Origin of the sequence: Enterococcus pernyi, assembly GCF_045371165.1 — a bacterium.
In the GTDB taxonomy this organism is placed as follows: domain Bacteria; phylum Bacillota; class Bacilli; order Lactobacillales; family Enterococcaceae; genus Enterococcus_B; species Enterococcus_B pernyi.
In genome coordinates this window covers 37,347-62,522 of sequence record NZ_JBIQDM010000011.1, presented here as the reverse complement: position 1 = coordinate 62,522, position 25,176 = coordinate 37,347, and the positions used below count along the sequence as shown (strand labels likewise).

Genomic DNA, 25,176 nt, shown 5'->3' with positions numbered 1-25,176 from the left:
ATGTTTTTTTGTAATAATTAGGAATGAGTTATTAAAGTGATCATAGAAAAGGAGTGACAGAGTGCTTGCAACCAAGGAGTATAGATGTTTATCCTTGTTAAGAGTAGATATCATTCAATTATTTCTCGCCCATCAACGAAAAATAATAGAAAATAATGAAACCCTATCCAAGCAACAATTAGCCAACTTGTTATATTTGAAATTTTGTTAAAGTTACTTAAAAATGTGTTCTTTTTTGATGAACTATGGGATTATAGTATAAAGTGGCAACTTTTATGAAGTTTTTGCTTGCTATTTTTTGGTAATGCACGTATATTACGAATGAAAAAAGTTTATGAAAAGTTGGAATATTGAATGGAAAAACAAAAAAGATTAAAAAATAGCCGGTATATCACGGGCTTCGATGGGATTCGTTCATTAGCGGTCATCGGGGTTATTTTATACCACTTGTTGCCAACAAGTATGAAGGGTGGTTACCTCGGAGTTCCGATATTTTTTGTCGTTTCAGGTTATCTTATTACCGATCTCTTACGACAAGAGTGGGAACAAAATGGAAAAATCAATATTTGGCAATTTTACGTTCGGCGAATGAAACGACTGTATCCTGGGCTCGTTTTCTTGCTTATTACTGCATCAGCATATATTACGCTATTCCAGCGAGGATTGTTGAATAATCTTCGGGGCGTTGTACTCAGCAGTTTATTCTATGTCAATAACTGGTGGCAGATCAATAATGGATTATCCTATTTTGATCGTTTTGCAAATGAGTCGCCATTTACCCATATTTGGTCCTTAGCAGTAGAGGCGCAGAACTATCTGATCTGGCCGATCATTTTTGTATTACTCATGGTATTTGTCCGTAAGAAAAAAAATATTTTTTATGTCATTATGGGCACAGCCATTGCTTCAGCGATTTTGATGATGGTGTTGTACTCGCCAAATGGCGATCCTACCCGTGTGTATTATGGGACAGATACTCGCTTGTTCTCGATTTGGATGGGGAGTGCATTGGCTTTTGTTTGGCCAAGTACGCGATTGAAGAAAAATATCCCTAAACAAGCAAAGAAAGTATTGAATTTAGCGGGTTTTAGTTCGTTGATCATTTTGATCCTCTTTTTCTTTTTCTTAGATGACCATTTGAGCTTTATCTATTATGGCGGGTTCTTTTTAGTCAGTCTTTTATGTATGGTTCTTGTGGCAGTCACAGCGCATCCCGGTGCGAGCTTGAATCGCTGGTTGACGAATCCGGTCTTTAGTTGGATCGGTAAACGAAGTTATGGGATCTACTTGTACCAATTTCCGGTAATGATTTTTTACGAAGCGAAAGTATCAGGTATCGCTGATCATGTGTTGTTACACACGGTCATTGAAATCACATTGATTTTATTGATCAGTGAACTGTCGTACCGCTTTATCGAACGTCCATTGGCACGCTTTGATTATAGCCAAACGTTTCGCGTCGTCAAAGGCTGGTTCACCAAACCTATTTTCAGTTGGAAAAAGCCATGGGTGGTCCCTGGAACCTTAGTCGTAGCGATTGCCTTAGTCGGGTTCGTCACTGCACCTAAAAATGCTGTGACAGCGGACCAAGAGCAATTACAAAAGAATATTGCTGAAAGTAAAAAACTAGCTGAAAAAAGTCAGAATAATCAAGGCAATAATGTAGCACCTATTGACCAAGCGATTTTGGATAAATATGATTTGACCAAAGCGCAAGGGGAAAAAGCCCAACAACTAGAGCTGACTGCATTTGGTGATTCAGTCATGTTAGATGCTGCGGCAGATTTAAAAGAACTATATCCGCAAGTAGTCGTAGATGGCGATGTCGGTCGTCAACTCTACACAAGCCTTCCTTATATCGAAGAATTGAAAAATAGGGATCTATTGAAAGATACGGTATTAATTGGGTTAGGAACAAATGGCTCTTTTTCTGAGGCGCAATTTGATAGCTTGATGAACGCGATCGGGGATCGCAAAGTTTACTGGGTCAATGTTCGCGTACCAACGAAGCGCTGGCAAAATGAAGTCAACGCCATGCTCACAGAAATGGAAAAGAAATATGATAACATGACAGTGATTGATTGGTACGGTTATAGTAACGGTCACAGTGAATGGTTCTATGACGATCAAGTCCATCCAAATCCAGATGGTATGTTGAATTATATCCATCTAGTCAGTGAAGCACTATTAGGTGGAACAAAAGAATCAGAGACAAGTAAAACGAGTGAGACTGCTTCGACTAGTACGAGCGACACTCTATCTGATAGTACTCAAGTAAGTGAATAAAAACTGGGGTTGTGACAGCAATGTTTTGACCTGAGCAGTAGGATAACTCTTATAAAAAAGTGCCTCAACGAAAATCGTTCTCCGATCTTTCGTTGAGGCATTCTTTTTCTCTAAAATTTTTTTACTCCGTTTGATCAGGTAAAGAAAGAGAAGGGTGTGTCTTCAAATAGGTTTCTTTTTGCCGACGTGTTTGTTTTTTGAACGCGGCTTCGGCTTTTGTGGCTTCACTTCTTGTAGCGTATCCTTCTGCATGGATCATTTTTACAGGACGTCTTTTTTGCAAACGTGTGTATTTCGCACCTGTGCCATTATTATGTTCTTGTAAACGACGAGCCAAATCGGTGGTATATCCTCCATAGAACGTATTATCTTGGCAGTGCAACACATAAAAGTAATGGTTATTCTCCATAAAGCATCTCACGGAGTTCAGGGGTATACTCACCTTGCGTATCGTAGGTGAACAAAGGTGGAGACACTTTGAAACCATCGGCTTTTCCTTGCTTGATTCCTTCAATCAATAAAATATTTGCTTCTTTGCCTACTTTAGGATAAACAAACTGAACACGTTTCGGTGCAATCTGATAGGTTTGCATAAGGGTCAAAATCTCTAAGAAACGTTCTGGGCGATGTACAAGAGCTAAGCGACCATTTGTTTTTAATAACTTGCCGGAGATTTGGATCACTTCTTCCAACGTTGTATGGATCTCATGTCGGGCAATTGCTAGATGCTCATTTGGATTTTTTTTGTTTGTAGGTAAGCCTTTAAAGTAAGGGGGGTTACAGACGACTAAGTCACAAGAGTTGTGTCTGACAACCGATAAACTTTCTTTTAAGTCAATCGTATGCACGGTCACTTGTTGTTCTAAATGATTCAAGGAAATGCTCCGTCGAGCCATGTCAGCTAAGCGTGGCTGTAGTTCGATTGCATCGATCTTTGCCTGTGTTTGTTTGCTTAAAAATAGTCCGACAGCACCATTCCCTGAACAAAGGTCAACGATTTGACCGGTTTTTGGCGCACGAGCAAAATGAGCAAGCAATACAGCATCTAAAGAAAAGGAAAAAACTTGGGAACTTTGGATAATCTTAATATCTTTTGCATATAATTGGTCAATACGTTCATGTTCGTGAAGCATCTAATTCCCTCCAAATGAAAAAACTAATCGTATGTAGTATACTATTTTTGTTCAAAAGAACCAAGAGAACTTGTCAAATCGGTCTTTTTTAGGCATACTATAGGAACGAGAAGTAAAGAAAGGAAGAGGATATGTTCTATCGATTTATGCGCGGGCTCGTTAAAGTGATTTTAGCTGTCATCAATGGCAATGCCCGTTATGAAAATAAAGAAGTCTTACCAAAAGACGAGAATTACATACTTGTTGCACCACACCGCACTTGGTGGGACCCGTTGTATCTCGCTGTTGCTGCATCACCTAAATCGTTTAGTTTTATGGCGAAAGAAGAATTGTTCAAAAACCCTGTTTTACGATTTATCTTAACACGCTCGAATGCTTTTCCAGTCAAAAGAGACAATCCGGGACCAAGTGTGATCAAGACACCTGTCAAGATTCTAAAATCAACCGATCTAGGATTGATCATGTTTCCAAGTGGGACAAGACATGCGACTGAGTTGAAAGGTGGAATGGCGTTAATTGCCAAAATGGCCAAAGTAAAAATCGTTCCAGCTGTGTATCAAGGACCTCTCACGTTAGGTGATCTATTCAAACGCAAACGAGTGATTGTTCGCTTTGGTGAACCGATCGACTTGTCAGATATCAAAAAAACTGACAAGGAAGGAATGGCAGAAATCGAGCGACGCACACAAGCCGCATTTGATAAACTAGACAAGGAAGTAAATCCTGATTTTAAATATGAGATCATAAAAAAGAATGAAACAGAATAATTGTTCTTTATTCGATGAGCGATAAAAGAAACGGATTGTCTAAGACACCGCTTCTTTATCGCTTTTTTTGTTATAAAATCCCCTTTTTGTAATTGATTCTAGCTGTCATGTCCTTGATGGAAGTGTTATAATAGTAAGAAGGATATTTTTTTGAGGTGATGAGATGCGTTTTTTACATACAGCTGATTGGCATATAGGGAAAAAATTGCAGGGCTACGATTTACTTAAAGAGCAAGAACATGTACTATCTGAGATTTTAACGATTGCGAAAAAGGAAAAAGTGGATGCGATCGTTATTGCAGGTGATCTCTATGATCGAAGTATTCCGGCCGTAGAAGCCGTAGAGATATTCAATCGATTGATGATCGACTGGAACCTGAACGAAAAATTCCCGATTTTCGCTATCTCAGGAAACCATGATAGCAGTGTTCGATTATCTGCTGGAACTGAATGGTTCAGCCAAACAAAATTCTTTTTACACACCCGATTTGCTGAAGCTTTCCAACCTATCGACTATCAAAATACTCAATTTTTCTTATTGCCTTATTTTGAACCAATCTCTGCTAGAAGTTATTTTGAAGATGATACGATCCGCACGGTCCAACAAGCAATGGAAAAAGTAGTTGACCAGATGCAACTCGCTTTTGATCCTGAAAAAAAACAGGTGCTGGTCAGCCACTTTTTTGTGACGGGTAGTAAGAAATCAGATTCAGAAACAAAAATCGAAGTGGGCGGACTAGATGCGATTCCAGGTAGTTTATTGGAGCCATTTGATTATGTCGCTTTAGGACATCTTCATAATCAAGCAGCCTTGCAACAAGAAAATGCTAGATACAGTGGTTCGCCACTTAAATTCTCACTTTCAGAGATCAATCAGAAAAAAGGTGTTTGGATCGTTGATCTAACTGACACCTTGGTGTTGGATTTTCAAGAAATCACACCTTTGTATGATATCGCTGAAGTAACTGCTAGTTTTAAAGAATTATTAGACCCAAGTTTTTACCATACGATCAACCGAGAAAATTATTTGCAGATTTATTTAAAAGATCGCGCAGTTATTCCTAACATGATGAACCAACTACGAGCAATCTATCCTCGAATACTTGGTGTCGAACGTGTCAATGGACGGCATCGTTCCACAAGCAAACGACAGACACTTGAAATCAAGCAACCAAAGAAACTCGCGGAAACATTCTTTACCGAAATGGTGGATGAACCGATGACAGAACAACAAATGAGCTGGTTAGAAGAAACGTTGCAAGAACTCACAGAAACGGAATGATCAAGTATGAAACCACAGACGTTACGATTGAAAAATTTTGGCCCATTTATTGATGAAACGATTGATTTCTCAAAATTGACCCAAGCGGCCTTGTTTTTGATTACAGGAAAAACAGGGGCTGGCAAAACAACGATTTTTGATGGCATGACTTATGCGCTTTTTGGAGAAACATCTGGAAGGTTGCGGTCTGGCAAAGAGATGCGGTCATTATTTGCGACACCAGAAGACGAAACGAGTGTCTTTTTTTCGTTTGAACATCAACAGTTGCGTTATGAAGTCGAACGTAAGCCTGAACAATTGTTAGCTAAACGCAAGGGTGAGGGCATGAGAAAACAGGCGGCAAAAGTCAGTTTAACGATCTTTGATGAAAAAGGAAAAGAAATTCGACAATTAACAAAACGTAGTGAAGTCGATCAAGAAATCAAAGAACTATTGAATTTAGATGCGAAACAATTTTCACAGATCGTCTTACTGCCGCAAGGAGAATTTCGGAATTTCTTGATTTCCTCTAGTAGTGAAAAAGAAACAGTTTTACGTAACTTATTCGGCACACAATTCTTTCAACGATTCACCGAACAATTGAAAGAAAAAGCCAAGAACAAGCAAAAAGAACTGGATCATTTAGAGCAAGAATTAGTCTTATTGCAAAGGCAATTTAGTTCCTATGAGGAGAAGCAACCGGCTGGTCTACAATCTTTTGAGACAGTGATCAATGAGTGGAAAGAGTATCAAGATCAAGTTTCAACAAGGCTCGCCTCAGAGCAAGAAGTATTAGAGCAACTGAAAGAAGAACAAAAAATCAGCGAGACGGATTACTACCACGGGAAAAATCAAAAATTTGCTTATGAAGAAAAGCAACAATTATTAGCAGAACAACAAGTGCTCAATGAGCAACAACAAGTGATCGAGGAGCACCAAAGATGGATTTCCCATTATGAAGTTGCTCAGCAATTGCGCACACCGCTTGAACGTAGCCAAGAATATCAAGAATCACTTACCACACAGGAAAGTGAGAAACAGCAACTAATTATTGCGTGCAATAAGGTGACAAGTGATTTACAGAAATGGCAAGAACAGGCGGACGTACGAGAAAATCTCGAACAAAAAATAGCAAAAATGAGTCAAACGCTCCAAGAAAAGCAACGATTGATCCCAGTGGCCGATACTTTCAGAGAAAAACAATCGGAACTTTCCGTAATGGAAAAAAAAGTCAGTGAGTTACAGCAAGAAATCCAACAACTGGCAGATCAGCAATTGATCCTTCAAGAAAGACAACAAACGAGTCAAACCGTTTTAGCAACCCAAGGGGAACTACAAGAAAAACAGTTGGTTTATGAACGTTTACGTTTAGAAGGGGAACGTTACTGTGAACAACAGCAACACCTTGATCACCTTGACAAAGAACTAGTAAAAAATCATCAGTACTTTGAACAAACAACAGAGCAATTGGTAGAAAAACAACGATTACTTGAACAACAAACACACGAGTTCAATCAATGTAAAAGCGACTGGGCAAAGCAACAAATTACTTATTTACAAACCCTATTGATACCTGGTGAACCTTGCCCAGTATGTGGTGCAACGGAGCATCCATTGACACCGGATAATCGTGAATCAGTGCAGGAAAACTTAGCTGTGCTTGAAGAAAAAATGGTCCAAGCAGAACAATCGATCGAAAAAACGCATCAAGAAATTGGTCGAAAAGAAGCAGAAATCGAAGAAATCAACCAACAGCTTGCTCGTTTAAGCCAGCAACAAGTGGAAATGAGTCAACAGTTGGATCAACAAGCAATTTATTTGAACACAGAGTTAAAAGCCACCTTCCAAATAGATGTCCAAGAAGATATTGTTCAAGGGTTGGCGGAAATAGAGAAAACCCTCAATGCTCGTTTAAAGGAAATCAAAAAAGCAGAAGAAGCACAAGTAAGGGTCATGGAAGAACTAGCCAGCAACAAAGAACAAAGTGAACAGATCAAAGCTCAACAAATGCTCCATAATGAAAAAATCCAACGACTCCAAGGTGAGATGGCAGGATTGAGTCAACAATTAGGAGCAGAAGACCTTGATACTTTAGTAAAAGAAGCTGATCAATTAGCCGAACAGTCGAGCAAGAGCAAGCAAGAATTGGAAGAGCAAATGGCCCAAGGTGAGAAACTCCAGCAAGAATCAGCTGTTTTGACGACTAAAATCGAAGCGTTGACTGAACAAATCGAAAAGACAATTGCTCAATATGAAAAAGAACAACGGAAAATCTCTAGTTTCTTAGAGCAACACACTGATTTTTCTTCGCAAGAAGCAATAGCAGCGTTGTTAAAAGAAACAGTCACATACGAAAATAGAAAAACAACGATCAAGGATTATCAAACGAAACAGTTGGTTCTTTCCACTCGCTTAGAACAATTGGCACATGTCACTTATGATGAAAAATCCCAAGATTTGACAGTGTTGAGTGAACGAATCGAAAAAATCAAACAACACATTGAAGAGCAACAACAATTGATCTATCACTTACAACAAGAGTATAAAACCAATCAGAAAGTGATCATGGAATTTACTACAAGTTATCAAAATAGTCAGGAACAACTAGATGAATTGATCCAGTTGCAACAATTATCACAGACAATGAATGGCGAAAATCCTAAAAAAACAAGTATTGAACGTTATGTCTTGCAAGTTTATTTACAAGAAGTCTTGCAAGTCGCTAATGAACATCTGATACGATTGACAAAAAGCCGCTATCAGTTTGAATTAGATGAAGAAGTTGGTAGCTACCGCGGAAAGACTGGCCTGGAGATCAACGTGTACGATGATGAAGCAGGAACGACCAGAGGATCGCATACTTTATCCGGAGGCGAAAGCTTTATTGCTGCATTATCATTAGCTTTAGCCTTGGCAGAAGTGATTCAAGCGCAAGCTGGTGGAATCACGATCGAAGCATTGTTTATTGACGAAGGGTTTGGTTCACTGGATGAAGAAGCCTTGGAAATGGCGATGGAAGCATTAGAAACAGTTGAAAGCGAAGGCAGGATGATCGGGATCATCAGCCATGTACGTGAGTTGAAAGAACGTGTCTTGCAACAAATACGAATTGATACAAAAGGTAGTGGACAGAGTGAAATACACTACCATTTTGGTTAAGAAGGGAGATTGATAACAATGAAATGGAGTATTCCGGAAAAAGTCATTGCAAGAGGGCGTCAATATTTGCAAGAAGACCGTGTGTTATCGGTTGTCCCAGATCAAGAAGATAATGTGTGGCATGCAGAGGTTTTAGGTAGCGAGCTGTATTTAGTTGATTTAGATGGTACAGCAAAAGAAATCGACTACTGTCAATGCCCATACTGGGAAGAACATCATTATTGCAAGCACACTGTTGCAGTAGAACTTTATTTACGATCGAAACAACTTTCTCGTATCATGCAGAAAGATCAAAAAATGATCGAACCAACGAAAAAGACCAGTGAAGGAGAACTATTGACAAAAGGATTTGCCCGATTAAAAGGGAAGACTTCTACTAAATCCTTGCAACCCTTAGTGATCGATTATCATGTCGAACAGATCGAAACCAATCAATACCATCCAGAACTTTCTATTTTGGCGGTTTATCTACGTGTGGGCTTTCTAGAAACACCTAAGAAGACATACATCGTAAAAAATATTTATGAATTTCTACAGGCGTATACAGAAGAAGAAAACTATACGGTCAATAAACAGTATCAATTCCGTTTAGAGCACCGAGTTTTCCAACAAGAAGATCAACAACTAATGGAGCTATTCGCAGGTATTGCACAGACACAAACATTATTAGGCGCAAACGGTGTCTTGGTAAAAGGGAAATTAGACAAGCGTTACTTACTTTTGCCAATCGATCAATCGAAATCTTTGTTAGAGCGTATGAATCAATCGACACGTTTGAAACTACAGATCAATGATCAAACTTATCATGGCATCCAGTTTTCAGATGATACGAAACCGCTAAGTTTTCAAGTCAAGAAGAGAGAAACACAGTATCAATTGACTGCCGTAAGTGACTTTGATTTGTTCTTGTCTCACTATCAGTGGGGGATCAGACAAGGTACTATCTATCATTTGACTAAACAGCAACAGACGATCTATTTGACTTGGAAACAACTGATGAAACGTTTTGAAGAGCCAGAAGTTGCCTTTCATAAAAAAGAATTGTCTTCTTTATTTAAAGAAATTTTACCGCTTTTAGATCAGATAGGAACCGTTGCTATTGATGATGAAGTGACAGCAGAAGTCGCAGATATTCCAGTAGAGTTTGTCTTTGTTTTTAAAAAAATGAAAGGGCAAATTCAAGCAAGGATCGATTTTGTATATGGAGATGTTGTGTTCTCCACAGATGAACGACATGAAACGCTTGCTGAGCAAACTACCGAAATATTGAGAGATACGGCGCAAGAACAGCGGGTCCTTGATTTGTTTCGTATGTACCGTTACCGGAAAAATAAAACGGGCTACGAACGTCCATTACCTGAAGGTGAAGCTTTGTATCAGTTTTTCCGGACAGAATTAGCTGTTTTTCGTCAATTTGGAGAAGTCCGTATAGGAAAAAAATTACGGGAATTATATCTAGATGCACAAAAACACCAACCACAGATCGAAGTAGAAGAAACAGGATCATGGCTAGATATCCGCTTTGATGTGACAGGAATCAACGAGCATGAAATCGACAATGTTTTGCAGAGTTTGTTAAGAAATGATTCATTTTATACCTTAGAAAGTGGACAGGTATTATCGTTTGATTCAGAAGAATTCCAACAAACAAGCAAAATCCTACAACAATTCAGAGATACGATCCGTTCAGACGATGGCGTTATCCAAGTGCCAAAAAATCAAGGATTGATGATCAAAGAACAATTTACAGGAAGTAATGCTAGTTTTGGCGATTCTTTCCAACAAATGACTCAAGACTTGATCGATCCTACGAATTACAAAGCCACTTTACCAAAGAATTTGCAAGCAGAGCTTAGAGACTATCAGAAGCAAGGCTTCCAATGGTTGAAAATGTTAGGTCATTATCAATTTGGTGGCATTTTAGCTGATGAAATGGGTCTAGGGAAAACGTTGCAGACTATTGCTTTTCTGCTTTCGGAGAAAGAAGAAAAAGGTGCGTTGGACGCCTTGATCGTAGCACCGGCGAGTTTGATCTATAACTGGCAAGCCGAAGTGAAAAAGTTTGCACCCTCATTGAGTGTCCAAGTGATCAATGGCAATAAGAAAGAGCGAGAAACTTTGTTAGCTGAAAAAGTAGATATTCGTGTTACTTCTTATGCGAGCTTACGTCAGGATCTTTCTGAATATCAATCATCGACGATTAATTATTTAGTCTTAGATGAAGCGCAAATGGTGAAAAATAGCAGCACAAAGACTGCTCAAGCTTTACGAGAGTTGCATATTCCACAGCGCTTTGCTTTAAGTGGGACACCAATCGAAAATAGCCTTGAAGAACTATGGTCACTATTTGCTACAATCATGCCGGGATTCTTTCCGAATCGGACACGTTTTAGAGAATTGACGACAGATGAAATCGCGCAAATGATCCGACCTTTTGTTTTAAGACGAGATAAGCAAACAGTTCTCAAAGATTTACCAGAAAAAACTGAAATGAATCTTTATTCTGCGTTGACGGAAGAACAAAAAACAGTGTACCTTGCTTATTTAAGACAAATGCGTGAAGAAGTATCAGCTATGGATTCAGAGTCGTTCAAAAAGAATCGGATCGGCATCTTGGCAGGACTGACACGTTTACGTCAAATTTGTTGTGATCCTCGCTTGTTTGTAGAAGACTACCAAGGTGGATCAGGTAAGTTAGAACAAGTAAAAGATTTATTACTAGCTGCAAAAGAAAATAACCGTCGTGTCTTGTTGTTCTCCCAATTTACGGGTATGCTGACGATCCTTCAAGAGGAATTAGCTGAATTAGGGCTAAGTACCTTTTATTTACGAGGAAGTACAAAGGCACAAGATCGTTTAACCATGGTCGATGCTTTCAACGCGGGTGAAAAAGATGTCTTTCTTATTTCACTTAAAGCAGGAGGGACTGGGTTAAATCTAACTGGCGCAGATACAGTCATCCTTTATGATTTATGGTGGAACCCAGCGATCGAAGAACAAGCTGCTGGAAGAGCCCATCGTATTGGACAAAAAAATGTTGTTGAAGTATGGCGAATGATTGCTGAAGGAACAATCGAAGAGCGAATGGATTCCTTACAGCAAGAAAAACGAGAATTGTTCCAAAAAGTAATCCAAGGAAACGAAGAACAATTGACGAAACTAACAGAAGACGATATTCGTTTGATTCTAAGTATTGGTGAAAATGACGAATAAAACGTAAAGATCATTTATTGAGTAATTACTCTCTTATACAGGAAACAGTAAATAAGCCAAGGAAGATAGCCACGCAAATCTGCGCAGTGATCTTCCTTGGTTTTTCTTGTTTATTTATTCGCAGATGCTTATTTGATCAGACAAGCTGAGCTTCTCCTACAGCAGTTTTTATAGCGGATAGCAGTTGATCGAACTCGTTGATCTCTACATCACACACTGGACGCTCGTTGATGGAACGTTTGCGGTGATTGAACCATAACGTCTGCCAATTGGCACTCTTAGCACCTAACACATCGTTTTCGTAATTATCGCCAACGTATAGTGTTTCATTAGGTGACATATTGAAAGTTTTCTCGGCTAATTGGAAGATTTCCTTTTCTGGTTTTTGAAAGCCAGTTGCTTGAGAAACTAGCATACAATCAGCAGGAATCCAATTTGTTAATTGAAGTTGATTTAATTTTTTTGTTTGATGATCAGTTGGTCCATTGGTGATGATCCCTAATGGAATATTTTTTTCTTTAAGAAAATCAAGTGTTTTTTTTACTTCAGGATGAAGAGAGATATTTGCTAGTTCCTCTTCGTAGACTTCTTGGAAAACTAAGCATTTTTCATCAGAGATAGGTGAATAACCTAGATCGATCAAGGACTGACTAATGCGGTGTGCACGCATATAATCAAGTGTCCATTCTCCAGCCATGACTTTTGGGAAATTCTCATCGCTGTGATGGCGGAAACGGATATATAATCCATGCATATCTTCTTCTGCTACTTGAGGTACCACGCTTTGAACTGAATTCTTAAATGGTTGTTGCTGATCATACATTGTATCGTCAACATCAAATACAACTGATTTAATCAAATTATTACACGCCTTTCAATATTCTATCTTTTCACAAATCCTCGCTTATTGTATCAAAAAAAAGGTGATAAAAACGTTGAGATTTAAAGGTTTTTATTACTATATTTCTTATTAGTTGACAGAATAAGGTTTGTGTATTTTAGTTTTTTTAACTAAAAATAATTAATTTTATTATAAAGAAATCAACAAATCTATTTTCCGCTTTGTCAAATGGATTATAATAGTAAAAATAAATAAAACAAAAGATAACTTGTTTTTTTAATACAGAAAAAATAAAATTAGCAAAATATAAAATAACGTTAACTAGCAAGCTGGCTAGTAGGTTTTAACTTTTCCGTTGAACGCATCTGCTACTTCAATTTTATAGTGGCGTTAAAATCAACATTTTTTTAGTTTTTTTTATTTTCTGAGTTTTAAAAATTTTTTGTTATTAAATAAATAAAAAACATTACACGTGAAAAAAACGCTATCATTTTTAAAGTTTTCAAAAAGACTAGTACAGATTTTTGTGCTGTGTTATGTGTTTTTTGTATTGTAAAAGTATTTGAAAACTCTAATTTTTTTACTCAAAATTAAGTAGAAACCTTGGTTTAACTGTATATCTGTCTTAGATAACTTTCATTTTTTTTAAAAATAATTTAAAAAAAAGCTAGCTATTTAAATGTTGATTAGGTATAATAGAAACAGATGGAAGATATTCAGGATCTTCTGTTACAAAAATGTGGCTATAATCACAAAAAGGAGTGATGCACGTTGTTAACACTATATACTTCCCCAAGTTGTACTTCCTGCAGAAAGGCTCGTGCGTGGTTGCAAGAGCATCAGATTCCATTTGTAGAGCGAAATATTTTTTCAGAACCTCTTAATAGCTCTGAATTAAAAGCAATTTTACAAATGACGGAAGACGGAACAGAAGAAATTATTTCTACCCGTTCAAAAGTTTTCCAAAAATTAAACATGGATCTTGATGAGTTACCATTACAAGAACTTTTAGAGCTTGTACAAAACAATCCTGGTTTGTTACGTAGACCAATTATGATCGATAACAAACGTCTACAAGTCGGCTTTAATGAAGATGAAATTCGTCGTTTCTTACCACGAGATGTTCGTCAATTAGAATTACGTCAAGCCCAGCTAATGGCTGGTTTATAGAAAACACAGAATGAAACTTAGGAGGATGTGATGTCTTTCTAAGTTTTTTTTTATTAAAAATAAATTGTGTTTTTTTAGGACTTAATGATTTTTTCTTTACATTTATTCTTATTTCGCTACAATTAATCTATATGGATAGTTGGGATAAAGTGAGGTGTAGCATATGGAAATGGAACATATCAATGAGAATACGATTCGTGTAATGATTGGTCATGATGACCTAGAAGAACGTGGGGTCTCATTTTTAGATTTATTAGGTAACCACAGAGAAATTGAAAACTTTTTTTATAGTATCTTAGAAGAAGTGGATATTGAAGAGGAGTTCCAAAGTAGCGAAGCTGTCACTTTCCAAGTTTTGCCAAAAGGGGATGGCCTAGAGCTGTTTATCAGTAAGAATATGCCAGACGAAGAGATCGGTCAAAACAATGAATCGACGTTGAATAGCGCAGATGTTAGTGAGTTTCTTCAAGGTCAAATGCTTGCAAATGAAGAGGAAAGCGACTTAACAGAATCAACTACTGCAAGTGAACAACGAGCAATCTTTGTATTCAATGACTTTGAGCAAGTGATCCAGCTTGCCAATGATGTTCAGTTAGAATCAGCTTGGACAGATCTATACCAATTAGAAGAACGTTATTATTTAGTTGTTCACTTTTGGATGGAAAATCTAAATCAAACCGATGTTGAAAATCAATATGCACGTATTTTAGAATTCGCTGAGAAAAGTACACGAACAGCTGAAGCATTGAATGAATATGGGCAGCAATTGATGGAACGTAATGCTCTGGAACGAGTAAAATTTTATTTTGAATAAAGCATAGGATAGGCTAACACAGCGATAGTTGACATTGCTAGGTATGCTTTGTCGAGGGTCTCAACATTTGTTGAGACCTTTTTTCGTTGGCGTATTTATCTAATGAAAGGAAGTGAGTCGATGTTACTCGCCAAAGACAAAGAAGGGTCTATTTTTTTAGCAACTGATGCAACAAAAGAGTGCGACTACTATTGTCCAAACTGTGGGAATCAAGTGTTTTTAAAAAGAGGAATGAAGAGAATCGCCCATTTTTTCCATCATGATACTTCGGACTGCCAAGTATTTAGTGAGGCGGAATCTGAAGAGCATCTTAATCTAAAAAGACAATGTTTCCGATGGTTGAAAAAAAGCTATCCAAGAGTAGAAATGGAAGGATATCTATCACAACTGATGCAACGTCCGGATATCTTGGTTGGTCATCATGCGTTTGAGATCCAATGTTCTCCATTGTCTTATGAGCGAATGATCGAAAGGACGATCAATTACAAAGCAAATGGGTATGTTGTTTGGTGGCTATTAGGAATGAAATTTTTCAAAAGGAACGATTGCTTAAGATTAGAAAAAAAGTTTTGCTACTACGACGATTTACGACAGCTCCACTTTTGGCAAATCGACTGGTCTACGCAAAAGGTTTACTTATATAGTCAGATCTTCACAGACTTATCGGGGAAAATCAGGTTTGAACAATCTTCTTGGTCCTTTTTTGAGAAAGAGCTATTAACAGTATTAGAAGTCGAAAGTGGCTCATTGCGAAAAATACCAAGTTCTTCTTCCGTGAAAACAAAAGACTGGATAGCAAAACAAATCATTCGAAAAAATAAAAAAGTATTAGGAGTACAAGAACAGTGCTATCTAAGAAAGAAGCATGTGCTTTATCTTGAATCGTGGTTCTATGAAGGAAGTGATTTCTTTTGCTTTTTTTCTGAACAAGTATTCTTTTATCGGTTGCTGTTTTCACAGATGAAATGCAAAGAGAATGATAAGAAAACAAGTTCTTTCGATAAATGGTATCAGGAAATCAAGGAATATAAAAATGAGTGGTTATTTCCTTTGATTGATGAACAAAAAATTTATCGATTGTTTTATGAAGAGTGTAAACGTTTAGTACAAAAATAATAATCAGAGAAGAATTCCATATACAAAACATGAAAGAGTTATGATAAACTCAAAAGAGTAAGTAAAAAGTAACTATTATTTTTTATTCAGAAAAGCATAGTTGCAAAGATGAACAAAAGGAGTGGAACAGATGAGCGAAACAACGAAGTTACCAAATAGAGAAGATTTGCCTGAAAAATTGACATGGGACCTAACACCAATCTTTTCAAGCGATCAAGAATTTGATAAAAAGTACGAAGAATTGACTGAAGAATTAAAAAATTCTGAGCATTATAAAGGAACATTAGGTAATGGAGCAACAGCATTTTTGGAGGCGCTTGAATTTGTCTTAACAATGTATCGTAAAGTTGAGCTTATTTATGTCTATTCCCATTTAAAAAATGACCAAGATACGACAAATACGACATATCAAGCATTGTATGCTCGTGCTGGCAGTTTACTTTCAAAAGTGAGTGAAGCAATTGCTTGGTATGAGCCAGAAGTATTGCAACTTTCTGATGAGCAAATTTGGCAATATTTTGAAGAAGAACCAAAATTAGAAGTTTATCGTCATTATGTCAAACAAATGGTTGATAACCGCGCACACATCTTGTCAGCAGATCAGGAAGCATTACTTGCTGGAGCCGGAGAAATCTTTGGTGCTTCAAGTGGTACATTTGCAGTATTGAATAATGCTGATTTAGAGTTCCCAACAATCACTGGCGAGAATGGTGAAAAGATCCAATTATCGCATGGTGTATATGGTCAATTATTAGAAAGTACCAATCGTGAAGTACGTGAAGCGGCGTTCAAAGGACTATACAGCGTATATGCACAATTTAGAAACACTTTTGCTTCCACACTTGGGACGCATATCAAAGGGCACAACTTCAAAGCCAAAGCACGTCGATACGCTTCTGCCAGAGAAGCTGCACTAAGCAATAACCATATTCCTGAAAGTGTGTATGATACTTTAGTTACTGTTGTGAACAAACATTTGCCGTTATTGCATCGATATATGGAACTACGGAAACGACTATTAAACGTAGATACATTGCATATGTATGATCTGTATACGCCAGTATTAGGTGAAGCACCAATCAAATTTACGTATGAAGAAGCAGTAGAAAAAGCCATTGAATCACTTGCGCCAATGGGAGAAGAATATCTGGCTGTCGTAAAAGAAGCATTTTCAAACCGTTGGATCGATGTAGTCGAGAATAAAGGGAAACGCAGTGGCGCTTATTCTTCTGGTAGTTATGATACCAACCCTTACATTCTGATGAACTGGCATGATACGTTGGATCAACTGTTCACCTTGGTCCATGAAATGGGACATAGTGTCCACAGCTATTTCACACGTTCGAACCAACCTTTCGTCTATGGTGATTATTCAATCTTTTTAGCCGAGATCGCGTCAACAACAAATGAAAATATTTTGACCGAACATTTATTAGCGACCGAAGAAGATCCTCGGGTTCGTGCCTATGTCTTGAATCATTATTTAGATGGTTTTAAAGGAACAATTTTCCGTCAAACACAATTTGCAGAGTTTGAACACTTCATGCATCAAGAAGATGCAAAAGGAACACCTTTGACGAGTGAGTACCTAAGTGAAAGCTATGGCGAATTAAATGCTAAGTATTATGGTCCAGCTGTTGAAAAAGATCCAGAAATCAAAGATGAATGGGCGCGTATCCCACATTTCTACTATAATTATTATGTCTATCAATACTCAACAGGATTTTCTGCTGCATCTGCTTTAGCGAAGAAAATCTGGGAGAAAGAACCAGGCGCATTAGATGCTTACCTAACGTATCTAAAAGCAGGAAACAGCGATTATCCAGTAGAAGTAATGAAGAAAGCTGGTGTGGACATGACCCAAGCAGCTTATATTGAAGATGCAATGGCCGTGTTTGAACAACGATTAAATGAATTAGAAGCATTAGTGGAAGAATTATAGAAATCATGTGTTGAGTGATCTATTGATTGGATCTTTCTAGGTCCGTTCTGATCCTGCCAAAAACCGGAAAAGTGTGTGAGTTTCTCGCTCAACACTTTTCCGGTTTTTACTGTTAAAAATAACATGAGAATTTAAAAATTAAGGTTTGGATTTTCGGTTTATAGTATACTGACAGGGATAGTAAAGTTGATGCGGTGGCTAACCTTAAGAAAAGAGGTGATGCCTATGTTGATCTGTGGCTTTCTCCTAGAAAGGAATAAGCATGTCTGTGTTTGAGGCATTGATGTTTGCATTGTCGTTTGCAACATTGGTCTTGATCGTCAGCGACAAAGACAACAAAAAATAACCGCTCCTTAAACTTTGGCGAGTTTAACGGTTATTTTCTGTAACTAACCAAGCTAGCCACCAGTAAAACGGTGCTATCTGAAGAGAGGGTTGTTGATACAACGCTCTCTTTTCAGAGTTATGATACCATAACGAGTATATAAAAGCGAGTTCAATTTCTTCCGGCTTATTGGAAAAAGACTGGCTATAATTGTTTTTATTTGACTTGGAGTTGACTCAAGGGGATATACTAGAAGCAATTAATCTAAGGAGTGGAAGCTATGAAAGCAACAGTATTTTTAGAGCCAGGGAAAATGGCTATCAAAGAAATGCCTAAGCCAGAATTGAATCAAGAGAACGAAGCAATCATTCGTGTGGTACGTGCAAGTGTATGTGGTTCTGATTTATGGTGGTATCGTGGTATCTCTAAAAAAGAAGCAGGATCTGCTGCGGGACATGAAGCGATTGGTATCGTAGAAGAAGTAGCAGAAGATGTTACAAACGTTGAACCGGGTGATTTTGTTATTGTGCCTTTTACCCATGGTTGTGGGGAATGTGAGGCCTGTTTAGCTGGGTTTGATGGTGATTGTTTATCAGATACTTCAGGTTCAACAGGGTATCAGGCAGAGTATATTCGCTATCGCAATGCGAATTGGGGGTTAGTAAAAATCCCTGGTAAACCAGAAGATTATTCCGATGATATGTTAAATTCTTTTGTTACGTTGGCAGATGTTATGGCAACGGGCTATCATGCAGCAGTGAGTGCTGAGGTGAAAGAAGGAGATACAGTTGTTGTGATCGGAGATGGAGCTGTAGGGTTATGTGGAGTCATTGGAGCAAAATTGTTAGGCGCATCAAAAATCATTGCGATGAGTCGACATGAAGACCGTCAACAGCTAGCTTTGACATTTGGAGCAACGGATATCATTGCGGCTCGTGGAGAAGAAGCAATCGCTGAGGTCATGAAATTAACAGGTGCCGGCGCAGATGCAGTGTTAGAATGTGTAGGGACACAACAAGCAGTTGAAACGGCTGTAAAAGTAGGCCGACCAGGTGCGGTTGTTGGTCGTGTTGGCGTCCCTCACGTAGATGAGTTGGATACGAACGCTTTGTTTTATCGTAATATCGGTTTACGTGGAGGGATTGCGGCTGTGACGACTCACGACCGAGCTGCACTATTAGAAGCAGTCTTATCAAATAAAATCGAACCAGGTAAAGTCTTTACGCAACAATTCGAGTTAGATCAAGTTCAAGCTGCTTATGAGGCAATGGATGAACGAAAAGCAATCAAATCACTGTTGGTCATCACATAGTTCTTGAGTTTGAATAGATCAGAGGTCAAGAAGCAATGCTACCATCTAATTACTCAATATAGTATCTTTCATTAACCTTGAAACCGTTTGTCAAACGGTTTCAATCATGATAAAATAAATGTAATTAGAGAAAAGGAGCGATGTGCCATGTGGTTGTTTTATTTGGATCAAGTATTTTTAAACAATTAATTGAATCGTTTAAAAATAACTTGTAAATGACAATTCACGGGAACTTTGCTTTTTTTCTATGCTTTTTTAGTATGGACAAAATTCTTGAAGAAGCAGTCTTTCACAGGCTGCTTCTTTTTTGTGTTTCCGTTAGAAGGATGTTCATTTGCACAAAAGGAGTGCAAACAATGGAAGCATTAGCAATGCTATTAAAAGAGATTGAGATTACGTATAACGGAAAAGAAGTATTAACAATCAATGAGCAAGCGATTTATGAGAATGCGCGGATCGGTATCGTCGGAGATAATGGTAGCGGGAAATCGACGTTACTTAAATTATTAGCTGGAGAAATCCTACCAGAAAAAGGAAGAGTAGATCGAAGGATTGATTTTAAATATTTTGCACAGATCGATACCGTTGGTCAGCATCTAGTCGAAGAAATCGATTTTGAGTTACTCAGCCGTTTCCGAGTTCCCAATCAAATGGCTCACTTTAGTGGTGGTGAAGAAACGAAATATCGTTTGGCACAAGTATTATCTACGTACACGACAGGTTTGTTGTTAGATGAACCAACCACTCATTTAGATCAACGAAGCGTGCAAATGTTGATTGAAGAACTTCGGTATTATTATGGAACCTTAGTTTTTGTTAGCCATGATCGCTTATTTCTCAATGAATTAGCTGACAAAATATGGGAAGTATCGGGACATACGATCAAAGAATATACAGGGAATTATGATGATTATGTAAAGCAAAAAGAACAAGAAGTAATTGCTCAAGAAAGAGCGCATGATGACTATTTGAGAGAACGTAAAAAATTAGAAAATAGCATGATCAAAAAAGAGCAACAAGCCAAAAAAATGGCACAATCTTCCAATCAAAAAAGCAAAAGTAATAAAAACAGTCGGAAACCTGATCGTTTGTCAGGAACAAAACAAAAAGAAAGTGGTCAAAAAGGGATAATGAAAGCGGCGAAGTCAATGGAGAAACGTTTAGAAAAATTAACGGAAGTCGCAAGAGTACAAAAAAAGCATCCGATTGATTTCCCGCAGTCAGAAACAACTGTTTTACACAATAAGTTCCCAGTCGTAGGTGAATCAGTGACGATCCATTATGATGAAAAAATCCTGCTTGATGAAGTTAACTTTGCCTTCGCACTAGGGAAAAATATCGCGATTATTGGATCGAATGGCAGTGGGAAATCTAGTTTATTACGACACATCTTACAGCAAAAAAATGGAGTGAAGCTTAGTCCCAAAGTTACTTTTGCTGTCTATGAGCAAAGGGATTATCACTATGTTGAGGATCTGACCGTCCTACAGTATTTGATGCGTCAGACCGAATATCCAGAAAGTTTGATCCGAAGTATGCTACACCATTTAAGCTTTTCACCGGAGGCTATCCAACAATCAGTTTGTTCGTTAAGTGGAGGAGAAGCTACACGGCTGTCACTAGCAACCTTGTTTGCTAAGCCTTCCAACGTATTGATTCTAGATGAACCGACTAATTTTATTGATCTGCGGACAATGAATGCGCTAGAGTATTTTTTGAAACAATATCATGGAACTGTTTTGTTTACCTCGCATGACCCTTATTTTGTTCAACAAGTGGCAGATCAAGTCTATGAAATAAAGGATCGAAAACTGATTCGACGAGATTGAATCAGCGTAAAACGAGCTTGCTATTGTTGCTAAGTGAGAGTTAAAGGGAGTGCCAAAATAGGCAACTGAATAAGCAGTGAAATCCGGAAATCGTTTTTCCTATTTTGGGATTTCGCTGTTTCTTTTTGCAAGATTTTTTTCTGGTGACTTACTTTTTTTATTTTAATTTTAATACACGGCTGCGTCGTTGACTCTGTTCGGTCCATCAAAATGGAAAAAGCACGAGTCAAATTGGGCTGAAGTGTGATAGCGTTTCCAGTAAAAAGTCATTATAGTTGAAATGGGGGGACGGGAATGATCAATTACCGCTTGAGTTATCTGTTTGAGGAAACGAACAGACAAAAATTGATAAGACTGACGAACTTGGAGGAAGAGACTCTAAAAATAGAATTAACAAAAATCAATCATTTTTGTGAAAAAAAGCTAGGGCAAAAAATAAATATCTCTGGAGAGGAGATACTGGTTCCAGAGGCGATTCGACGACGATGGTCTGAAGTCCTCTTCGAAGTGTCAAAACAGGAACTATATTTTTCTGAAGAGGAAAGACAAGCCATGATCTATCTTCTTGCTTTTTCGATGGTTGATGACTTATCTGTTTATTATTTTCAAGAATTATTCAATGTAAGTAAGAATACAGTTTTAAAAGATGTCAGAAATTTAAGAATGAAACTCCAAGAGGAAGACATTCGACTGATTTATTCGAGAAAAAAAGGCTTCTACATAGATGGCGCTGAACTTGATGTTCGCCGCGTAGCTTATTCAACTGTGGGAGTACTAACAGACACCAAGAACGGCCACTGGTTACTTTTTGAAGGGATCTATGGCATTTCTAGAACGAATTATGTTGTGGTGAGAGACCGCCTGCTTCGTATTTTAGAGGAATTTGATTTAATCATCGTTCCTAGTCGTTTTGAGGAAATGTTGTATTTTATTAGTTTTTTATTGTCACGGATCACAAAAAAAGCAGTTTTTCTAACTGAAAAAGATAAAGAGATGCTGACCTCTTTGAATGTCTATCAAGCAAGCAAAAAATTTTTAACAGATTTTGGTCAAATCAAAAATCAAGTAGAAGAAGAATGCTATTTGACTGTGCTGTTAAAAACTGTTCTACAAGGCGATATCGAGGATCACTCTGTAGAATTTTTATTGGAATGTGCAAGAGAGGTCATCCATGAGATGGAACGTTTATCCGCTGTCCGGTTTGTTGACTATCGGAAATTATTGATGAATTTCTTTTATCATCTTGTTCCCGCTTATTTTCGTATCCGCTATCGATTCACATTGAATAATGTGTTGATCGATGAAATCAAAACCCAATATCGAGAATTATTTGAATTGACTCGTTTAGCGCTTTATCCACTCAAACAATTAGTTGGCGAGATTCCGGATACAGAAATTGGTTATTTTACGATTTTATTTGGTGGAGAGATCAGAAAACAAAAGGAGCGACATCATTACCAACGATTAAAGGCGATGATCGTCTGCCCGAGTGGCATCAGCTCTGGCTTGATCATGGAATCGGAATTACAAGAGCTATTTCCACAAATCGAATTTTTGCCAGCACGATCAACAGAAGAATATCAGATGCTTCGTTTTTCGGAAGACATTGATATGGTGTTTTCCAGTGTCCCACTAAAAACACCGGTGACCAGTTATGTTGTGAAACCCATCATGACTCCTTTAGAAAAAAATGAATTAGTTAAAAAGGTCCAACAAGCATTTTATGTTTCAGAAAGAGGTGTGCATTCGATCGAAGAAATTTTGGAAGTGATTTTTCCATATATTGATTTGAAAGAGGGAATGACAAAGAGGAAACTGCGACAGATCGTCGAGAGAAAAATAAACAAAGAATTGAACAGAAGGGAAGATCAACGGCCGATGTTATCAGAATTATTAACAAAAGAAACCATACAATTTACGGACAAACAACTGACATGGCAAGAAGCCATCACCGAGGCAGCTCAGCCTTTGTTAACGACCAATAAAATCGAAGAAAAGTATGTGGGGGCGATGATCGAAAAGGTCATGGAACATGGGCCCTTTATCCATATCGGAAAAGGAATTGCTTTGCCTCATGCACGACCAGAAGATGGAGTGAAAGAAATTGGGATGTCATTACTGAAGGTAACTGATCCAGTCTTATTGAGCGACGATGAAAAGCATCCCATCCAATTATTTATCTGTTTAGCAGCAGTGGACAACGAGATGCACTTGAAAGCTTTAGCTAGCTTGACGAAAATTTTGTCGAATAAAGAACGTTTAGCGTCATTACTCGAAGCGAAAGATGTAGAAGAAATCATCCATGTAATCAAAGAAGGGGAAGATGAAAAATGAAATTTGCAGCAGTATGTGGTTCAGGATTAGGATCCAGTTTTATGGTGGAGATGAATATCAATTCAGTATTAAATGATCTAGGGGTAAGTGGAGTGGAAGTTGCTCATTACGATCTAGGAAGTGCAGCACCAGAATTAGCAGATGTCTTTTTTATCGGTAGAGATTTAGCAGATAGCGCACAACATTTAGGTGAAATCGTCGTGTTGGAGAGTATCATCGATCTAGATGAATTGAAAGAAAAAGTAGCGGAGACATGTAGACAAAAAGGATTACTATAAAAAATTTTTTTGGGGGAGGAAAAATAAATGAATAGTATTTTAGATCTATTGATCGATATTGCGAGTACACCAGCAATCTTAGTGGCATTGATTGCTGTATTGGGGAATATGTTGCAGAAAAAAGATGTGGCAACGACTGTTAAAGGCGGAATCAAGACCTTTGTAGGATTTCTGGTTGTGACAGCTGGTGCAGGGGTCATAGAAAGTTCGTTGGCGCCATTTGGAGAAATGTTTCAAGTCGCATTCAATATGCAAGGAGTTGTTCCTAATAACGAAGCGATAGTAGCGTTAGCTCTAACTACCTATGGAACATATACAGCACTTATTATGTTAGCGGGGATGGCATTCAATATTTTGATTGCGAGAATCACTCGGTACAAATACATTTATTTGACAGGGCATGCAACGTTATACATGGCATGTATGATTGCAGTCATTTTAAGTGTAACAGGAATGAGTACGTTTAGTCTGATTTTATTCGGTGGGTTAGCGCTAGGCATCTGTAATACGATTTTTCCAGCAATCGCACAACCGTTTACACGTCAAATCACAAAAAATGACTCTGTAGCTTTAGGTCATACAGGGAACTTTGGCTACGCATTGAGTGGCTTGATCGGTAAATATGTTGGAAATAAAGAAAAATCAACAGAAGACATCAATTTTCCTAAAGGGTTAGCTTTTTTACGTGACTCAACAGTAAGTATCACGATTACGATGGCAATCGTCTATGTGATCGTTGCGTTGTTTGCCGGAAGTGACTATATTACTACCACATTGAGCGATGGCACGAATTATATTATTTATGCGTTACAACAAGCGGGTTCATTTGCCGCAGGTGTTTTTGTGATCTTAGCCGGTGTACGTTTGATTTTAGCTGAAATCGTTCCTGCATTTAAAGGAATTTCTGAAAAATTAGTACCGAATTCGATTCCAGCGTTGGATTGTCCAATCGTGTTCCCTTATGCACCAAATGCCGTATTGATTGGCTTTTTAACAAGTTTTGTTGGTGGATTAGTTAGTTTAGTGATTATGGTCTTTACCGGGACAACAGTGATCATTCCTGGCGTAGTTCCTCATTTCTTCTGTGGCGCGACAGCCGGTGTTTATGGAAATGCCACTGGGGGCGTACGTGGCGCGGTCATCGGTTCCTTTATCCACGGGATCATCATTAGTTTCATGCCGATCTTGTTGATGCCAGTAATGGGCGATCTCGGGTTCCAAGGTTCGACTTTCTCAGATACAGATTATGGTGTTTCAGGAATCTTTTTAGGAAACTTAGCAAATATGGGCGGACAAATTGCAGTTATTTCTGGTGTGGTCGCTGTGCTTGCTGTTTTGATCGGTTTGACACTTTTAAAGAAAAGTAAAAAATCAGATACAGTCGCAGAGTAAGGGG

The 25,176-nt window shown here is 38.0% G+C and carries 17 protein-coding genes; 14 read left to right on the top strand and 3 right to left on the bottom strand.

All coding sequences use genetic code 11. From position 1 onward, the window contains the following. Positions 1–354: 354 nt before the first annotated feature. Entirely contained in the window at positions 355–2,286 is a 1,932-nt protein-coding gene (locus tag ACH0AK_RS12105) for an acyltransferase family protein (RefSeq protein WP_010734233.1), read from the top strand. A 121-nt stretch (positions 2,287–2,407) separates the two neighbouring features. Here ACH0AK_RS12105 and ACH0AK_RS12100 read toward each other — a convergent pair whose 3' ends face one another. Then, positions 2,408–2,695: a GIY-YIG nuclease family protein gene (locus ACH0AK_RS12100; RefSeq protein ID WP_010734234.1), complete on the bottom strand. Its 288-nt coding sequence runs from the start codon at positions 2,693–2,695 to the stop codon at positions 2,408–2,410. Beyond that, complete coding sequence (locus tag ACH0AK_RS12095; protein ID WP_438846702.1) at positions 2,685–3,419, bottom strand: tRNA1(Val) (adenine(37)-N6)-methyltransferase; 735 nt, start codon at positions 3,417–3,419, stop codon at positions 2,685–2,687. The genes ACH0AK_RS12100 and ACH0AK_RS12095 overlap by 11 nt, the downstream gene beginning before the upstream one ends. A 131-nt stretch (positions 3,420–3,550) precedes the next feature. On the opposite strand from ACH0AK_RS12095, the gene ACH0AK_RS12090 reads away from it, so the two are divergent. The 4 genes from ACH0AK_RS12090 (at position 3,551) to ACH0AK_RS12075 (ending at position 11,819) form a co-directional block, all read left to right on the top strand. Beyond that, positions 3,551–4,186, top strand: a complete 636-nt coding sequence (locus ACH0AK_RS12090) for a lysophospholipid acyltransferase family protein (protein ID WP_010734236.1) — start codon at positions 3,551–3,553, stop codon at positions 4,184–4,186. A 163-nt stretch (positions 4,187–4,349) separates the two neighbouring features. Further along, positions 4,350–5,468: an exonuclease SbcCD subunit D gene (locus ACH0AK_RS12085; RefSeq protein ID WP_019723019.1), complete on the top strand. Its 1,119-nt coding sequence runs from the start codon at positions 4,350–4,352 to the stop codon at positions 5,466–5,468. 6 nt (positions 5,469–5,474) lie between these two features. Continuing rightward, a complete protein-coding gene (locus ACH0AK_RS12080; RefSeq protein ID WP_023520421.1) occupies positions 5,475–8,606 on the top strand; it encodes an AAA family ATPase in 3,132 nt (1,043 codons plus the stop codon). A gap of 18 nt (positions 8,607–8,624) precedes the next feature. After that, a complete protein-coding gene (locus ACH0AK_RS12075) occupies positions 8,625–11,819 on the top strand; it encodes a DEAD/DEAH box helicase (protein ID WP_178946524.1) in 3,195 nt (1,064 codons plus the stop codon). Positions 11,820–11,955: 136 nt separating this feature from the next. Here ACH0AK_RS12075 and ACH0AK_RS12070 read toward each other — a convergent pair whose 3' ends face one another. Next, positions 11,956–12,678: an HAD family hydrolase gene (locus tag ACH0AK_RS12070; RefSeq protein WP_010734240.1), complete on the bottom strand. Its 723-nt coding sequence runs from the start codon at positions 12,676–12,678 to the stop codon at positions 11,956–11,958. 753 nt (positions 12,679–13,431) lie between these two features. On the opposite strand from ACH0AK_RS12070, the gene spxA reads away from it, so the two are divergent. From spxA to ulaA, 9 genes are all read left to right on the top strand, one after another. Beyond that, positions 13,432–13,830, top strand: a complete 399-nt coding sequence (gene spxA / locus ACH0AK_RS12065; protein WP_019723016.1) for a transcriptional regulator SpxA — start codon at positions 13,432–13,434, stop codon at positions 13,828–13,830. Between the two features lie 163 nt (positions 13,831–13,993). Beyond that, the gene (locus ACH0AK_RS12060; protein ID WP_010734242.1) at positions 13,994–14,644 is read left to right on the top strand and encodes an adaptor protein MecA; all 651 of its coding nucleotides are present in this window, start codon (positions 13,994–13,996) and stop codon (positions 14,642–14,644) included. Positions 14,645–14,764: 120 nt separating this feature from the next. Continuing rightward, complete coding sequence (locus tag ACH0AK_RS12055; RefSeq protein WP_137072862.1) at positions 14,765–15,760, top strand: competence protein CoiA; 996 nt, start codon at positions 14,765–14,767, stop codon at positions 15,758–15,760. Positions 15,761–15,890: 130 nt separating this feature from the next. Then, positions 15,891–17,702: an oligoendopeptidase F gene (gene pepF / locus ACH0AK_RS12050; RefSeq protein WP_010734244.1), complete on the top strand. Its 1,812-nt coding sequence runs from the start codon at positions 15,891–15,893 to the stop codon at positions 17,700–17,702. Between the two features lie 605 nt (positions 17,703–18,307). Further along, positions 18,308–19,339 (top strand): zinc-binding dehydrogenase, encoded by a 1,032-nt coding sequence (locus ACH0AK_RS12045; RefSeq protein WP_023520418.1) that lies wholly within the window; start codon positions 18,308–18,310, stop codon positions 19,337–19,339. Between the two features lie 356 nt (positions 19,340–19,695). Continuing rightward, positions 19,696–21,168 (top strand): ribosomal protection-like ABC-F family protein, encoded by a 1,473-nt coding sequence (gene abc-f / locus ACH0AK_RS12040; protein WP_499796931.1) that lies wholly within the window; start codon positions 19,696–19,698, stop codon positions 21,166–21,168. 294 nt (positions 21,169–21,462) lie between these two features. Then, positions 21,463–23,502: a BglG family transcription antiterminator gene (locus ACH0AK_RS12035; RefSeq protein ID WP_023520417.1), complete on the top strand. Its 2,040-nt coding sequence runs from the start codon at positions 21,463–21,465 to the stop codon at positions 23,500–23,502. Further along, complete coding sequence (locus tag ACH0AK_RS12030) at positions 23,499–23,780, top strand: PTS sugar transporter subunit IIB (RefSeq protein WP_010734248.1); 282 nt, start codon at positions 23,499–23,501, stop codon at positions 23,778–23,780. The genes ACH0AK_RS12035 and ACH0AK_RS12030 overlap by 4 nt, the downstream gene beginning before the upstream one ends. A 27-nt stretch (positions 23,781–23,807) precedes the next feature. After that, a complete protein-coding gene (gene ulaA, locus ACH0AK_RS12025; RefSeq protein WP_010734249.1) occupies positions 23,808–25,172 on the top strand; it encodes a PTS ascorbate transporter subunit IIC in 1,365 nt (454 codons plus the stop codon). The last annotated feature ends 4 nt before the right edge of the window (positions 25,173–25,176 follow it).

Bases quoted from the DNA above. Each gene is read 5' to 3' on its own strand.
- ACH0AK_RS12105 (WP_010734233.1), top strand. From the start codon at position 355: ATGGAAAAACAAAAAAGATTAAAAAATAGCCGGTATATCACGGGCTTC.
- ACH0AK_RS12100 (WP_010734234.1), bottom strand. From the start codon at position 2,695: ATGGAGAATAACCATTACTTTTATGTGTTGCACTGCCAAGATAATACG.
- ACH0AK_RS12095 (WP_438846702.1), bottom strand. From the start codon at position 3,419: ATGCTTCACGAACATGAACGTATTGACCAATTATATGCAAAAGATATT.
- ACH0AK_RS12090 (WP_010734236.1), top strand. From the start codon at position 3,551: ATGTTCTATCGATTTATGCGCGGGCTCGTTAAAGTGATTTTAGCTGTC.
- ACH0AK_RS12085 (WP_019723019.1), top strand. From the start codon at position 4,350: ATGCGTTTTTTACATACAGCTGATTGGCATATAGGGAAAAAATTGCAG.
- ACH0AK_RS12080 (WP_023520421.1), top strand. From the start codon at position 5,475: ATGAAACCACAGACGTTACGATTGAAAAATTTTGGCCCATTTATTGAT.
- ACH0AK_RS12075 (WP_178946524.1), top strand. From the start codon at position 8,625: ATGAAATGGAGTATTCCGGAAAAAGTCATTGCAAGAGGGCGTCAATAT.
- ACH0AK_RS12060 (WP_010734242.1), top strand. From the start codon at position 13,994: ATGGAAATGGAACATATCAATGAGAATACGATTCGTGTAATGATTGGT.
- ACH0AK_RS12055 (WP_137072862.1), top strand. From the start codon at position 14,765: ATGTTACTCGCCAAAGACAAAGAAGGGTCTATTTTTTTAGCAACTGAT.
- pepF (WP_010734244.1), top strand. From the start codon at position 15,891: ATGAGCGAAACAACGAAGTTACCAAATAGAGAAGATTTGCCTGAAAAA.
- ACH0AK_RS12045 (WP_023520418.1), top strand. From the start codon at position 18,308: ATGAAAGCAACAGTATTTTTAGAGCCAGGGAAAATGGCTATCAAAGAA.
- abc-f (WP_499796931.1), top strand. From the start codon at position 19,696: ATGGAAGCATTAGCAATGCTATTAAAAGAGATTGAGATTACGTATAAC.
- ACH0AK_RS12035 (WP_023520417.1), top strand. From the start codon at position 21,463: ATGATCAATTACCGCTTGAGTTATCTGTTTGAGGAAACGAACAGACAA.
- ACH0AK_RS12030 (WP_010734248.1), top strand. From the start codon at position 23,499: ATGAAATTTGCAGCAGTATGTGGTTCAGGATTAGGATCCAGTTTTATG.
- ulaA (WP_010734249.1), top strand. From the start codon at position 23,808: ATGAATAGTATTTTAGATCTATTGATCGATATTGCGAGTACACCAGCA.